Annotated in this window: 10 protein-coding genes; 8 read left to right on the plus strand and 2 right to left on the minus strand. The window is 60.5% G+C overall.

Annotated elements, in window-relative coordinates:
* Positions 1 to 140: 140 nt before the first annotated feature.
* The 7 genes from tagH (at position 141) to AC0NIE_RS27625 (ending at position 13,103) form a co-directional block, all read left to right on the plus strand.
* Entirely contained in the window at positions 141 to 1,199 is a 1,059-nt protein-coding gene (gene tagH, locus AC0NIE_RS27595; RefSeq protein ID WP_473485050.1) for a type VI secretion system-associated FHA domain protein TagH, read from the plus strand.
* A 404-nt stretch (positions 1,200 to 1,603) separates the two neighbouring features.
* Complete coding sequence (tssL, locus tag AC0NIE_RS27600) at positions 1,604 to 3,118, plus strand: type VI secretion system protein TssL, long form (protein WP_473485144.1); 1,515 nt, start codon at positions 1,604 to 1,606, stop codon at positions 3,116 to 3,118.
* Between the two features lie 22 nt (positions 3,119 to 3,140).
* Entirely contained in the window at positions 3,141 to 6,704 is a 3,564-nt protein-coding gene (gene tssM / locus AC0NIE_RS27605; protein ID WP_473485048.1) for a type VI secretion system membrane subunit TssM, read from the plus strand.
* A gap of 159 nt (positions 6,705 to 6,863) precedes the next feature.
* The gene (locus AC0NIE_RS27610; protein ID WP_473485046.1) at positions 6,864 to 7,631 is read left to right on the plus strand and encodes a PP2C family protein-serine/threonine phosphatase; all 768 of its coding nucleotides are present in this window, start codon (positions 6,864 to 6,866) and stop codon (positions 7,629 to 7,631) included.
* Between the two features lie 5 nt (positions 7,632 to 7,636).
* The gene (locus AC0NIE_RS27615) at positions 7,637 to 10,255 is read left to right on the plus strand and encodes a serine/threonine-protein kinase (protein ID WP_473485045.1); all 2,619 of its coding nucleotides are present in this window, start codon (positions 7,637 to 7,639) and stop codon (positions 10,253 to 10,255) included.
* 11 nt (positions 10,256 to 10,266) lie between these two features.
* Entirely contained in the window at positions 10,267 to 10,773 is a 507-nt protein-coding gene (locus tag AC0NIE_RS27620; RefSeq protein ID WP_473485043.1) for a DUF1036 domain-containing protein, read from the plus strand.
* The gene (locus tag AC0NIE_RS27625) at positions 10,770 to 13,103 is read left to right on the plus strand and encodes a M23 family metallopeptidase (protein ID WP_473485041.1); all 2,334 of its coding nucleotides are present in this window, start codon (positions 10,770 to 10,772) and stop codon (positions 13,101 to 13,103) included. The genes AC0NIE_RS27620 and AC0NIE_RS27625 overlap by 4 nt, the downstream gene beginning before the upstream one ends.
* A 110-nt stretch (positions 13,104 to 13,213) precedes the next feature.
* Here AC0NIE_RS27625 and AC0NIE_RS27630 read toward each other — a convergent pair whose 3' ends face one another.
* The gene (locus AC0NIE_RS27630; protein ID WP_473485039.1) at positions 13,214 to 13,744 is read right to left on the minus strand and encodes an OmpA family protein; all 531 of its coding nucleotides are present in this window, start codon (positions 13,742 to 13,744) and stop codon (positions 13,214 to 13,216) included.
* Between the two features lie 132 nt (positions 13,745 to 13,876).
* Here AC0NIE_RS27630 and AC0NIE_RS27635 point away from each other — a divergent pair, with 132 nt between their 5' ends.
* Positions 13,877 to 14,515 (plus strand): DUF6931 family protein, encoded by a 639-nt coding sequence (locus tag AC0NIE_RS27635; RefSeq protein ID WP_473485037.1) that lies wholly within the window; start codon positions 13,877 to 13,879, stop codon positions 14,513 to 14,515.
* A 61-nt stretch (positions 14,516 to 14,576) separates the two neighbouring features.
* Here AC0NIE_RS27635 and AC0NIE_RS27640 read toward each other — a convergent pair whose 3' ends face one another.
* A complete protein-coding gene (locus AC0NIE_RS27640; protein WP_473485035.1) occupies positions 14,577 to 14,879 on the minus strand; it encodes a hypothetical protein in 303 nt (100 codons plus the stop codon).
* Between the last annotated feature and the right edge of the window lie 9 nt (positions 14,880 to 14,888).

Genomic DNA, 14,888 nt, shown 5'->3' on the forward strand with positions numbered 1-14,888 from the left:
ACCAAAGGGGACGCTTGGCGGCTGCAGCCTGGTCGCCTTTGGAATTATCGACTTGAACGCTTCTGTGCCGCCGCTCACAAATTGCTGGTATAATGGGGTGTCCTGGGTGAGTTTCCCGACAGGATCGACGGCGATTTTGAATGTTCATCAGGCTGCAGATCAACAATGTCGTCTCGCTGCCCGCCGGTATGTCGACCGGTTACTCCGCTCGTGATCGCAGCTTCGAAATCGGCCGCGAGGCCTGTGACTGGACCTTGCCCGACCCCGACAAGTTCATCTCCGCCCGACACTGCGAAGTTCGTTACGAGGCAGGCGCGTTCTGGCTGCACGACGTGTCGCGCAATGGGACCTTCATCAACGGATCGACCCATCGCATGGCCGGCCCGCATCGGCTTGACCATGGAGACCGGCTGCTGATCGGCCGCTACGTCATCTTGGTATCGATTGATGACGAGCGCGCCACGATGGGTCATCCTCAAAGCAGGCACGGTTCGACGCAACGAGAAATGCCTGTCGCAACCGGTCGGCCTCTGGACTTCGGAGGCGAGCCTTTCTTTAACCCGGTGGAGCAACGGTCTGGACAGCGAGCACCGGTGTCGACGTCTTCGCTGTCCGCGGCTCTCCCTTCGACGAGAGACGAGGTGCTGCGGGAAATCGCGATCGGAGCCGGCATCTCGCCGGAATTGCTTCAATCGCGTGATCCGCATGAAGTTGCTGCCGAAATCGGCGCGGTGCTTCGAACGGTTGTCGAGGAACTGGCCCTACTGCTGAAGGCACGTGCGGCTGCGAAAATACTGGCCAAGAGCACACACCGGACGATGATCAGCGCTGCCGACAACAATCCCTTGAAGTTCGTCCCGGGGACCGATGACATCCTCGAAATCATGTTCGCACGGCGCAGAGCCGGCTATCTTGATGCCAGGCACAGTGTCGAAGACGCATTCCGCGATCTCAAGACGCATGAATTTGCCACCTATGCAGCCATGCAAGCTGCGCTCTCCCGGCTGCTTGACGACCTGTCGCCCGAGGCGATCGGCAAAAAACTCCCACCCACGTCATTCACTTCGAAGAAGAGCCTGGCTTGGGACGCCTTTGTCGCCAAATGGCGGACCATGGAGGAAGCACACGAAAACGGAATGCTGGACATATTCCTGGCCTATTTCAGCGAAGCCTATGCCAAAGCCGACAAGCAAAAATAGGCGGGGAAGACTGAACCTGGCCCATGCCCCGGAAATCGGATCGGTTTGCTGCGCTGACCTTCGGAACGGATCACGCACCAGGTGGAAAGTATTAGAGCATCCTTTGCGAGCCCAAAGATGCGGCGCTGTCGTTGGCGAAGAAAAATCCTTTCGCAGCGCTGCATCTGGTTCCAATCGACTGTTTCTGAGCTTACGATCACTTACGACAGTTCGCCAGCGGGTAAGGCTGATTGACCTGGGGGTCTGCGGCACATGTCATGTTACGGCGGGATAGAAAGATATAGCCGACCTTCCTCCAGACACTGCCCTCGCCAGCAGCGCCTGCAGTTCCTGCGTCTGGCCAGGGACCGTTTTGCCCCGCTGTGGCGCACACGCAGCAACCGGGCATGGACGGACGTTTGGCGATGAGCTCGAAGGACGATCCTTTCGGCCCAGCGGGCAAGACCGTCATTCGCGCACCGCGCCGCGCTGAAAAATCAGCGCCGGCTCCTCACGGACCTGTTCGCGACAGCGGACAGACCGGTCCCTCGCGGGTTAAGGATTCAACGATTTTCGATCCGGGTGTCGATCGGCATGCACCGCCGGGCTGGACATCCGGAACCGTGATTTATCAAGGTGCAGACCCCGGCGAAGCGGCGGCAACCGGCTCCTTTGCGGCGACGCCGGGCATTCAGCAGGAAATCCTGCTGAATGCCACGGACAGCGTCAAATATTCCGCAGCAAATCAGATCCTCGCTGCGGCCGCTCCTTTGCTGATGCTGTTTGGCCAGCTCAGACTTGTGCCTGTTGAAAGACAGGCGGAGCAACTGGCGGAACATGTCGCCGAGGCAATCGAAAAATTCGACCGGACAATGGAGAAAGCCGGTGTTCCCGAAGAAGATGCACGGATCGCAAAATTTGCCCTCTGCGAAACCGCTGACGACCTCATCGGCAACCTGCCTTGGCCCAAGAGAGACGCCTGGGCGCAGTACAGCATACTGTTGCGATTCTTTCACGTCGTGCCCACCGGCTCGGGCTTCTACGAAGCGCTGAACAAGATACTGGCCGCGCCGGAGGCACACTACGACTTGCTTGAATTGATGCATGCCTGCCTGTCGCTGGGGTTCGAAGGCCAATATCGAGGCCTTGCGCGCGAGGACAACAATCTCGAACGCGTTCGACGCGACGTCTACGAGACGCTTCGCTACTTCAGGGCGCGCGCCGACGAAGACATCTCGCCCCACTGGCAAAGCCTGGCGGTGTCAAGCGCACAGTCATCGCCCCGGTTGCCGCTCTGGGTGGTTGCGGCCGCAGCGTCGGCGCTGCTGACGGCGGCATTCTTCGCATTGCGGGTCTTCATCACCAACGAGGGCGAGGCCCTTGCCGGCAGGTTGCTGGCGCTCGATCCATCGACGCCGATCGCTATCGAACGCGCCAGCGTGGTGCCGTCGGCTGCGCCGGTGAAAGTCGCTCCGCCTGTCGCCACTACCCCCTCTCAGATCGATCGCATCCATGCCGCACTGGCCGAGAATATCGCGCGCGGCGGACTGACCGTCGGCACGCAGGGCAAGTTCATCGTCGTGGAGATCAACAATATCCTGCTGTTCCCGTCCGGAAGGGCCGAGATAAAGCCGGAGTTTGGACCGATCGCCGCGGACATCGCCGCCGCGCTGGAACCGGAACCCGGACCGATCATGATCGTCGGCCACACAGACAATGTGAAGCCGCGAAAATCGAGCCCGTTCAAATCCAACTTCGACCTTTCCATCGCCCGGGCTAAGGCCGTCGCAGCGATGATGGCGCCACGGTTCAGCAAGCCTTCCCGGATCACCGTCGACGGCAAGGGTGAAGACGAACCGATCGCCGACAATGCGACGCCGGAAGGCCGCGCCCAAAATCGCCGTGTCGACTTGATGATCCCCAAGGAGGAAACGCTGTGAGCACGGCCATTTGGAAGCGCCTATGACGCGTTGGCTGCCGCGGATATTCAGCGCGATCGCGTTGGCCGGTTTCGCGGCAGCCGTCTGGTTTGCCGGACCATTGATCCGCTTTGCCGACACTCGTCCGCTGGCACCCGTCTGGCTGCGCGTGACGATCATCGGCGTGTTCGTTGCGATCGCGACGCTCTTTTATGGAGTGCGTTTCTGGCAAAAGCGAAAGGCGCAAAAGGCGCTCGAGGCGATAGTCGCCCGCAATGACGACAGGGATGACGACTCGCAGGTGCTCGAGGCTCGTATGAACGAAGCCATCGCTGCGCTCAAGCGGTCGAGCGGCAGGCGCAATTTCCTCTACGAAGTTCCCTGGTACGTCGTGATCGGCCCGCCTGGTGCCGGCAAGACAACGGCGTTGGTCAATTCCGGTCTGAATTTTCCGCTTGCCGGTTCGGGCGACGCCCAGCCGGTCGCCGGCATTGGCGGCACACGATCCTGCGACTGGTGGTTCACCGACCAGGCGGTGCTGATCGACACCGCCGGACGCTACACGACGCAGGATTCCAACGCGCAGAGCGACAAGAAGAGCTGGCTCGCCTTCTTGTCGCTGCTTAAGAGATACCGCACCAGGCAACCGATAAACGGGGTTATCCTGGCCATCAGCCTTGCCGATCTCATCAGCCTCGATGATCGGCAGCTTGACGTCCATGTCATTGAAATACGCAGCCGTCTGCGCGAAATCCACGAAACGCTGAAAATCCAGTTCCCGGTGTACCTGCTCTTCACCAAGGCCGACCTTGTCGCCGGTTTCATGGATTATTTTGGCGGTTTCGACGAGCAGCGCCGCCGCAAAGTATGGGGCGCGACATTCCAGACTGCCGATCGCAACAAGAACATGGTCGGTGAGGCACCGGCCGAATTCGACGCATTGGAAAAACGCCTGGCGGAGGAGATGGCCGACCGCCTGCAGGAAGAGACCGATCCGGTCGCTCGTATATCCATCTTTGGCTTTCCAGCCCAGTTTGGCGCGCTGAAGGGCCGTATTGCCAGTTTCATCGCAAGCGTATTCGATCCGGCCCGCAGCCAGGTGAACGTCAGCCTGCGTGGACTCTATTTTTCATCGGGCACGCAGGAGGGCACGCCGATCGACCAGGTGCTGGGCGCAATCGGTCGCAGTTTCGGCAGCGCTTCTCGCGCCCATCTTTCCGGCACTGGCAAAAGCTTCTTCTTGCACGATCTTCTGACCGGCGTCATTTTCGCGGAATCCGGCTGGGTTTCATACGACAGATCGGCTGAAAGACGTGCAGCGATTGCCAGATATGGCGGTCTTGGCGCAATAGCGTTGATCGCTGCCGCGGCTCTGGGCACCTTGGCCCTGAGCTTTACGGCCAACAGGTCGCTGATCGCTTCTACGACGCAAGCTGTAAGCCGCTATCGAGAGACGGCGGACCCGCTGCTCAAAACCCCGACGGTCGCCGATGTCGACCTTGAAAACGTCATTGGCCCGCTCGACCAGTTGCGCGAGCTGCCGGCCGGGTTCGACACCAGTGACTTGCCGACCCCGATCGAGGCGACGTTCGGGCTCAGTCAGCGGGAAAGACTTCTTTCGGCATCAAAAACAGCTTACCGGCAGGCGCTGGAGCGCTTGTTCCGTTCGCGCCTGCTGCTTCAGGCCGAACGGACGATCCAGGCCAAGATGGCTGATCCCGCCGCGCTTTACGAACCGCTGAAGATCTACCTGATGCTTGGTGGCAAGGCGCCGAAGGTCGACGACGAGCTGATCGTGTCCTGGATGAGGCAGGATTGGGAGCAGAACCGGTATCCGGGCGAAAACAACCGCGAGGGACGGGCGCAACTCGAAAAACATCTGCGGGCGATGCTTGCGTTGGACGACGCCTACGATCCGGTTTTCGAACTCAACCAGCCACTTGTCGAAGCCGCTCAACGCTCGCTCGGACGAATGAGCCTTGCCGATCGTGCCTCCGCCTTGGTCAAGTCGGCGGTATACGCGGCAGCGCTGGACGATTTTTCCGTCGCCGTGAAAGGCGGCCCGGAAGCGCAGCTGTTGTTCGAGCGTGTCGATGGTGGCGATCTGTCAGGCCTTCGCGTACCCGGTATCTACACCTATAGCGGCTTCAACAACTTCTATCTCGGACAACTCTCGCGCATTGCGCAGATGCTTGTCGATGACCAGTGGGTTCTCGGCGGCGGCGGCGAGCAAGGTGGCATCGACCAGGAACTGCTTAAACTCGGTCCCGAACTTGTCGAGCGCTATGGGAGGGAGTTCGCCGCGGCATGGAACGGCGTTCTCGACAAGCTGAAGTTCAAGGCGATGCTGAAGGACGAGCCGAATTATATCGCGCTGTCCGCTGCCGCGTCACCAACCTCGCCAATCGACCAGCTTTTTACGGCGATCGCCGACGAAACAGCTCTGACGCGAGAAGCTGGTTCCGGCAAAGGCTCCGGCTCCGAGGCCGAAGCCGACAGGGTTCAAAACCAGCCGCAGGACGCTGCAGATGTCGCCAGGGGATTGGCCCGCATCGGTCTTCAAGTCGCCAGCGGCAAATCGCAAAGCCGGGCCGGTACCGGGTTCGCTGGCGCGCAAAACCAGAATCCAGGGGCGAACGTCGAAGCGCAATTCAGATCATTCCAGGCTTTGGTGAACGGTCCCGCCGGACGCCGCCCAATCGATGCGTTGACCCAGAATTTCCGCGACATCTATCAAAGCCTGCAGTTGGCGGCCGATGTCCCTTCGCAAACGGAACGCGTCAACATGAACCTGCAGCTGCAGATATCCACCCTTCGCGCCAATGTCTCGCGCCTGCCCAAGCAACTCGCCCGAATGGTCACCGCGACCGCCGACGAGCTTGACGGCAACGTCGCAGAAACCTCGCTAGCGAATTTGAACCAGATGCTCGACCAGACGGTCACGCGGGCCTGCGAGGAGGTGGTCGACGGCCGTTATCCTTTCGCCAGCGATGGCTCGGAGGATATTGCGATGGCGGATTTCGCGAAACTGTTCGCTCCAGGCGGACTGATGGACCGGTTCTTCGCTCAGAATCTCGCATCGCTGATCGACATGACCGGCCAGGACTGGAACTGGAAACAGGATGCGCGTTTCGGGCGCGACCTGTCGAAGTCGACTTTGAAAAACTTCCAGCTGGCCGCGGAAATCCGCAACGCCTTCTTTCCTTCAGGTGGTTCGGTGCCGTCGGTCAGTGTCACCTTTACGCCGTTTTCACTGCATGGCGATGCCGATACGGCGGAACTCGACGTCGATGGCCAGATTGTCCAAAGCAACCAGGCGGGCAACGCGCCAAGCACGGTGACCTGGCCGGGCGGCATGGCTTCCGCATCCGCGAGCCTGAGCCTCATTCCGGAAATGCCGGGCCGTGAGTCCGCGCTCAAGTTCGACGGTCCGTGGGCACTGAAGCGCCTGCTGGACAAGGCTGATATCACCAGCACCGGCGGCAACACTCAAGCCCGCTTCGTGATAGGCGGACGCGATGTCGCCTATACGGTCCAGACCAATTCGGACCCCAACCCGCTCTTCCTTCCTGCGCTCTCCGGGTTCAGCTGTCCAAAGGCGTTTTGAGATGACCTTTGAATTTTCCATTACGGTGAGGCTGTCCATCGGCAACAGATGGGCGGACGTTGATTTCGATACTTTAATATTCGAGCCTGTGGCAAACTGGTGCGAGCGAGCGTCTGACAGTGCGCCGCAGAGGACGCTTGAGAAGCGCTTGGTGGCAAAGTGAACAATGTCGCCCTTCCCTTTGAAAGCTTCGGCGTTAGCCACAGAGGCTGTGTCCGCGAGCTCAATGAAGACAGCTATCTGGTCGAGCCGGAAACCGGCCTGTGGGTGGTGGCCGATGGAATGGGTGGACATGAGGCTGGGGAAGTCGCTTCGGCCAGCATCGTCGATCATCTGGCAACGATCGGCATTGCAAGCTCTGCACCGGATCTTCGTGCGCGCTTCGAGGACCGGCTGAGCCGGGCCAATGCGGAAATCCGCAGGATATCGGAATCCCGCGGAATAACCGTCGGCTCCACTGTCGCCGCCCTGCTGGCGATGGATGGGCGGTTTGCCTGCCTGTGGGCGGGCGACAGCCGCGTCTATCTGATCCGCAACAACTCGATCTCCCAGATTTCGAAGGACCATACCGAAGTTCAGGAACTTCTCGACAAGGGCATGATCAGCGCAGCCGAAGCGCTCACCTGGCCGCGCCGTAATGTTATCACGCATGCGGTCGGCGTCAGCGACGAGATCGTCATTGACTTCCAGCAAGGCGAGATCATGCCGGGCGACATATTCGTGTTGAGTACCGACGGGCTGACAGCGCATGTCACAGACGCCGAGATCGAGGCGGCGGCGGTGTCGGCGACGCCTCAGGCAGCATGCGAAAACCTGCTACAAACGGTGCTGGCGCGCGGGGGAACGGACAATGTCACGATCGTGGTCGTGAAGATCGGAGATGGGCGCAATGGGGCCCGTCCTGATCCTTCCCGGGCGGAAGGTTGAGGCTGATGAGCGCCGACGACAAGACGCGAATATCGCCTAACGTCGCCAACACAGCCGTAGGCACGCAACTCAGCGGCATCTATGAACTGGACGAGCGGATCGCATTCGGTGGCATGGGCGAAGTCTACCGGGGCCACAACATCCAGACCGGCGACCATGTCGCGATCAAGATCGTCTTGCCCGAGTTCGCCCGCGATCAGACGATCCTGTCGCTGTTCCGCAAGGAAGCGTCGATCCTCAATCACCTGTCGCACGACGCCGTCGTGCGTTATCACGTCTTCACGATCGACCCCGGCATCGGTCGCCCCTATCTTGCCATGGAATTCGTCGACGGCCAGTCGCTGTTCGATATCATGCGACGTGGCCCGATGCCGACGGAAGACGTGCGCAAGCTCTGCCATCGCCTGGCTTCCGGCCTGAGCGCCGTGCACCAGGCGGGAGCAATACATCGCGACCTCTCCCCGGATAACATCATCCTGCCAGGAGGCCGGGTCGAACGCGCAAAGATCATCGATTTTGGCATCGCACGGTCGGCGACCGTCGGCGGAGAGACCCTGATCGGCGGAAAGTTCGCGGGAAAGTACAACTACGTTTCTCCCGAACAGCTCGGGCTGTACAGCGGTGAAGTCAGCGAGCAATCCGACATCTACAGCCTGGGGTTGGTGCTGGCCGCTGCTCTGCGCGGGAAACCGATCGACATGGGCGGCTCCCAGTTCGAGATCGTGGAAAAACGCCGAACCGTTCCGGACCTGTCCGACATCGACGGCGATTTTCGTGGAATTGTTGAAGCCATGCTGCAGCCGGATCCACAAGACCGGCCGATCAGCATGGCGGACATCGCCAAGGTGACACGTGACGATACGGATGAGGAGACAAAGCCGCCAACGTCGATCACACCGCGCGACCGGACGCCGCGAGCGGGGGGGACCGCGCCTGGCCCCAAGCTCCCAAGTCAACGTCCGGCGGCTCCCGGTGAACAGCGCTTCGTTCCGCATGTCCGGCCGGCGCTTCTGTCCGAACCACGGCCTTCGCCAGTTGCCGGTCCTCGGGCAGTTTTGCCAAAGGTCCCTGCAAAGTCCGCCAAGACCCGATCGATCGCGATCGCTGCCTTGGCGTCATTAGCTGTCGCGTCCGGTGCAGGCATCTATCTGAGCGGCTTGATGACACCTTCCACGCCGACCGGCAGTGAGACAAAGCTCTCGGCACCGGAAGCATCAAAGCCGGCCCCGACGGACAGTGCTGCAAATTCGCCGAGCGATGAGCCGGCAAAAGCAGTTCCGCCTGAGCGGCCACAAACAGAGGCCGCTGCGCCTTCAGCTGAAAAGCAGGCAGCTGCCGCAGCGGATCAAAAGCTGGAGCCGACACGGCCCGCCGAAGTCCTCTCACCAAGCGAGGAAACCCCGGAGCCGGCGGCATCCGAGGAAACCTCGGAGCCGGCGGCATCCGAGGAAACTTCGGAGCCGGCGCCAGCCGAGGCGCTGTCGCCAGCTGAAAATCAGGCAGATGCCGAGGCGCAAAAGTTGGAGCCGGCACGGCCCGCCGAAGTCCTCTCACCAACCGAGGAATCGTCGGAGCCGGCGGCATCCGAAGAAACCCCGGAGCCAGCGGCATCCGAGGAAACCTCGGAGCCGGCGGCATCCGAAAAAACCCCGGAGCCAGCGGCAGCCGAGGCACAACCACCGCCGGCAATTCAGCCGGATAGCGTGACCAGCGACAGCCAGCAAGCTGTTCCGCCGCGCGTCCAGGCCGCGCCGGTGCCGCCGGCCGACAAAGCCTCGCCGCCCCCAGCGGTCCAGCCCGACGTGATGGAGAAGCCCGAGCAGCCGGTCAGCCAGCAGGCCACCCAGGTGCCCGAACCCGCTGCAGGCCATGACGCGAGCGCAAAGGGGCAACAGGACGAACCGGCGGCAGGCAAACAGCCGGACGGACCCGCCATCACCTTGAACGTGCCGAAACCGGAACTAGAGCTGCCGCCGGCAATTGCCCTCGACAAGGCTGCGCAACGGGTGTCCTGGGTGCGCGAGTTCAACGGTGGCGACTGTTTCTATGCGTCATTGACGTCGGCAACCGAGACCGCCGTCGCAATCGAAGGATTGGGCACAGAGGTCCAGCCTTTCGAACGAATGTTGTCCGATTTCCAGGCAAGATTCCATGTCGAACCGGACATCAGCGTCCGCCTGATTGAACCGGCTCAATGCGAAGTCACCAACTTTCTGCGCTTTGTGGACCAGACGGCGACTGACAAGCCGCAGCTTGTTCTCGATCGAACGACGGTGCCGAGCGGTTCGCCGATCGCCGGCACGCTGGTGACGCGTGGCGGCCTCATATCCAGCGTGCTGCTGATCGACCACAGGGGCGTGGCATTCAACCTCGACGGTCGTATCTTGTCGCAAGCCGACAAGGCCACGTTCAACTTTCCGATCGATCTCGGCGCAGCCGACAAGGCGGCCGGCAAGGTCGTGCCGCAGATCATAATGGTGATCACGGGTCCACAGGATATTCAGGCTGCGGCGTTCTCCGCGCCGACACCGGCCGCGCTGCTGTTGCCCAAGATTCTCGAAGAGATCGAGACCCATCGATCTGAATTCTCCGCGACTGCAAAGTACTTCCGGCTCGGCGGGTAGCATGGACGCCGATGGACCTCCGCCGCTCGCGTTTTTCCTTCCCGACCACTGTCCCGCCGAGAGATCTGCGTGACCGGCTTCGCGGCCGGCTTACCCTGAGAGGCCGTATCAGACTTAAGGTCACGTCGGGCGCGATGTTGCTGGCTCTCCTGTCGTCCCACGAAGCGCGTGCCGAATTCACCGTCTGCAATCAGACGCTCGACGTCGTCAATCTCGCTGTCGGCCAAAAGGTCGACAATGCGGACCAGACCGATGGCTGGTGGACCATCGGCGCAAATCAGTGCGTGAACGTGATCCGCGAGGAACTCACCAACCGCTATATTTACATCTATGCGACGGACGTTTTTGGCCATGCAACCCTGACCGGGTCGACCGAAATGTGCATCGACCGGCGGCGTTTTTCGATACGCGGCATCGATGAATGCTGGCAGCGCGGCCATATCGCCGCACGATTTCTCGAAGTCGATACGCTTGAACAGGCGCGGTGGACCTTTTTCCTGACAGGAAGCAATCCGTGACGCACAGTATCGACACAAGCTTCAGGTTGAAAAAGCAGGCGCGCGCCGCCCTGCGCAGACGCCGGCTTTGGCGCAGACTCCTTGCCGGTCTTGCTGCGGTTGTCCTGTTGTCGATCGCTGCCGGCTTCTATCTCACCGCGGACTATTGGTCGTTTGGCGATGAAGATGAGGAGTTGCACGCGGTCGAGGGAACCGACGATGTGCCAGCCGATGCATCGGTCTATGTGCCTGCCATCATCGATCTCGCAGGCGACCCGATGTGGATCACCCTTGCGCCCGACACCGGCGCCGCAACAAAAAGCCAAGTCATCCCGCGCCCGGCAGAACTCGATCAGGCTGGAGTTTCTCCCCAGATCGAAATTCTGTCTGACGTGATGCTTAGCGCCAGCGAAAACTTCATGACAACGATACCGTCCACGCAGGAAGATTTTGCATTCTTCCAGGCACAGCGACAGACCGCGCCGGCGCCCTCCAACGATCTGCAAAACGATGTTCAGCCACCGCCCGTTCTAGACGAGGCTCCGGTTGCTTCGGACCCGCTGGTGGACACCGATGATGCCGAAGCAGGTTGGGGCGAAACAATCGATGCAGGCGAGGCAGCCCTTCCCGCATTCCGGAAAACCCAGATCGAAAACAACACCAGCGTTGCAAATGTCACCAGCGAATATCAACGATACGAGGCTACCGAGGACACGTTCGTAAAGATTCTCAACGACCGCAGCTTGGACAGCGTTGTGCTGGATGCGCGTTTCTCCGCCGAGGATGCCAAGCTGGCAGGCGAAGCCCTGAAGGCGCTTTTCAATCGGGAAAGCCTTGAGCCGGGTTATGTCGTCGCCATGCGCGGCTTCAGGCCGACGCGCGAGACGACAACCATGTCCCTCATGCAGGTATCGATCTATGCCAAGAACGTATTTGTCGGCACGCTGACGCGCAATGCCGCTGGTGTGTTTGTGTCTGGTGTGGACCCCTGGGTCCGCGAAGATCTGTTCAACTACTCGGGTGCACAGGCGCAAGGCACGCACAAAAGGCAATACCGGCTGCTCGACGCAATCTACTCGACAGCAGCGCGCAACAAAGTCCCGACCGGCGTGATCGGAGAAGCGATCATGTATCTTTCGCGGGGACAGGATCTGGATGCCTTCGCCAGCGAAGACCAGCGTCTGGTGCTGATCTATTCGCAAAGGCCACGCGGCAACGAAGAGACGGCCGGACGGGTGCTGTATGTTGGCGTCCAGGGTAGCGAAAAAAGCCTCGACTGTTTCGTGTTCCAGCAGACCGACGGCCAGTTTGCATGCGTTAGCGGCGACGATCAGGTTCGCTCGCTGACAGTCACCAACGGCATGATAACCCCGGTCAACGGGGTCATGACGTCCACCTTCGGCCCACGCAAGCACCCAATCCTCGGGACTGTTCGCATTCACAAGGGCGTGGATTGGGCGGCGCCTTTGGGTACCCCGATTGCAGCCGCCTTCGACGGCGAAGTCGTTTTTCAAGGCGATGGAGGGGGTTACGGCAATCTGGTGAAGATTTCGCACGGAAACGGGCGCGAGACGCGCTATGCGCATATGCAGAAATTCGCGGCCAACGGCGGTGTCGGCGCGAAGGTGAAGGCAGGCGATATCATTGGTTACATCGGCACTACCGGTCTTTCGACTGGGCCGCACCTGCATTTTGAACTCTATCGCAATGGCGAGGCGGTCGATCCGCTGGGTACGGTTACGGCAATCGCAACGGACGCTTCCGCTGTCGAAACGCTGACCTCCCGTATCGTTCAAGTCGAAAGTGGCGGCAGCGCCCGCGCCAAGAATCCGCTTTCTTCGGCGACCGGCGCCGGTCAGTTCATAACGAAGACCTGGATCAGGATGATGAACACCTACCGCCCCGAACTTGCGCGGACGCTGTCAACCGCCGACCTGCTTGCTCTGCGTTATGACGCCACCATCTCGCGCGAGATGGTCAGCAATCTGGCGCGCGAAGGCGAAGCCTATCTTCGGGCGCGCGGCCACCAGATCACAGCCGGCCGGCTTTATCTCTGTCATTTCCTGGGAATGGAAGGCGCCCATCAAGTGTTGTCGTCGCCGGGTTCGGCGCAATTGAGCGCCGTGCTCGGGTCGGCCGTCATTCAAGCCAACCCGTTTCTCACCGGCAAGTCCGCCAGCTATGTCGTAAGCTGGGCCGAAAGGAAAATGGGTCGGAAGCTGAGCCCGGCGATGGTTGAAGCGAGCCAGCGGACAACGACAACGACGGAAGTCCGGCAGACATCGCCCGAGTTCGAAAAATACAAGCAGGCGATCACGGCTATGGTGAGTTCCGTTCAGAATGCGCTTTAAGCCAGCGCATGGCCCCGGAAATCGTAATCGGTTTGGTTTGCTGCGCTGACCTTCGGTTCGCGTCGAACAGGACGCGCGGGTCTGGTCTTAGTCCAGCGTACCCGCTCCAGCTACTCAGTCCTTATCCGCATTTCCACCCGGCGGTTTACCGGATCGAACGGATTGGGGTTGCGCGGATTCGCTTCGCCCAAACCTGTCGCTTTGATGCGGGCAGGATCGATGCCGTTAGAGGTCAGGAAAGTTGTTACCGACCTGGCTCTTCGTTCCGACAGTCCCTCGTTGTAATCAGCCGAGCCGCTTGCATCGGTGTGACCCTCAACAACGAAGTTCAGAGTGCTCAGTCGGCTGTCCTTCAGTGCCTTGGCGAACTCGTCCAGTTCAGCGCGGGCAGTCGCATCGAGCTCCGCAGAATCCAGGCCGAAATTGATCAGCATGTCGAGGCTGGTTTTTTCGGCAGGCGCTTGCTTGTTCTTGCTGTTGCACTCTTCCTCGGTGCCGACGCAAATTCCACGCGACGGGCCGAACTCGCTCGCCGCGTCAAAAAACTTCACGATGTCCTCTGATTTCTGAAGCGGATCAGCAAAAGCGTGGGTCGAAAAAAGCGCGACCGTAAACACGAAGGCTAAACTGCCCAACTGCATGACGGTTACTCCTGTCTTGAGCATCCGATTTCATCGACTGCGGACAATACCAAATTCCGAATCGATTGTCTGTCAATAAACGTCAAGCATACGGGTGGTGAAGGGCAGTTGCATCTGCCAGGGACTGGAGACTTGACCCGCGCCCTGTCCAAGGCTTCAGTGTCGATTGTTCCCTGGGAAAGCGTGGCGGCCATGGCCAATGAGCTTCGATTCAAAACGGCACGGGATCTTTTCATGGCCTGCCCCGCTGTTTCCAGGGACATGGTGGCGCTTCCGACCGAACAGCCTTCAATCGAATTTTGCCGTGCCCTGCTTGCCGGGCGGGTGCCCGAGGAGGCGATTACGTTCTGTGCCTATCTGCTTCCCGAGCGGGCTGCAGTGTGGTGGGCGCATGAATGCCTGGGCCACCTCACCGTTCTGCTCGACCGCAGGGATCAGGAGTTGCTTGCGCTTGTTCGTGACTGGGTCAGCGAACCGGATAGCCCTCACTTTGGCCCAGAAGGGAGCAAGGCTGAGGCAATGCCGCCAACAACGCCGGCCGCCTGGATTGCCCTGGCTGCAGGATGGCGTGGCAACGGTTCGGCTATGGAGGCGTCAGCGGTATCGGCCTTGCAACCAGTGCCTGCCGCCCGCGCTGTGAGTGCGGGGGTTCTGGCCGGATTGGCACGCGTTGCACTGGAGGACCGCTTTTCAGTTCTTTCCGCGTTTGTCGAAATGGGCATTCAGATGGCGGAGATCGAGGCGCTGCGCCAATCAGTGGATGCATACTAGACTGCGGTCTGGATTCTGATTGCTTGCCCTACTGTCCGGCTGCCACTCAATGTTCACCGGGTCAACCGCCCCAGCCGCCGCCTCCGCCGCTCCCACCGTTCCCACCTAAAGAAGGAACGATCACGACAGGTGCGGCAACAGGCTCTTCCTCAACCGGCTTGATGATTTTTTTCGTGACCACCCGTTTGGGAGCGGCCGTGACGACCTTTTGCTGCACGGGTGTCCTGCGAACGACCTTCGGCGGCGACGTCTCCACCAGCGGCGTCGGTTCGGGTGGTATCAAGGACGTGCAGCCTGTGAGCCCTGCCAGGATGCCGGAGAGGGTTGTTCCGACGATTGCCTGCTTGAATGTCCTCTGCACCATTGCCTCCTG

Source organism: Mesorhizobium sp. WSM4842 (assembly GCF_055901575.1).

Coding starts and splice junctions, on each gene's coding strand:
- tssM (WP_473485048.1), top strand. CDS start 3,141: ATGACGCGTTGGCTGCCGCGGATATTCAGCGCGATCGCGTTGGCCGGT.
- tssL (WP_473485144.1), top strand. CDS start 1,604: ATGAGCTCGAAGGACGATCCTTTCGGCCCAGCGGGCAAGACCGTCATT.
- AC0NIE_RS27640 (WP_473485035.1), bottom strand. CDS start 14,879: ATGGTGCAGAGGACATTCAAGCAGGCAATCGTCGGAACAACCCTCTCC.
- AC0NIE_RS27615 (WP_473485045.1), top strand. CDS start 7,637: ATGAGCGCCGACGACAAGACGCGAATATCGCCTAACGTCGCCAACACA.
- tagH (WP_473485050.1), top strand. CDS start 141: ATGTTCATCAGGCTGCAGATCAACAATGTCGTCTCGCTGCCCGCCGGT.
- AC0NIE_RS27620 (WP_473485043.1), top strand. CDS start 10,267: ATGGACCTCCGCCGCTCGCGTTTTTCCTTCCCGACCACTGTCCCGCCG.
- AC0NIE_RS27630 (WP_473485039.1), bottom strand. CDS start 13,744: ATGCAGTTGGGCAGTTTAGCCTTCGTGTTTACGGTCGCGCTTTTTTCG.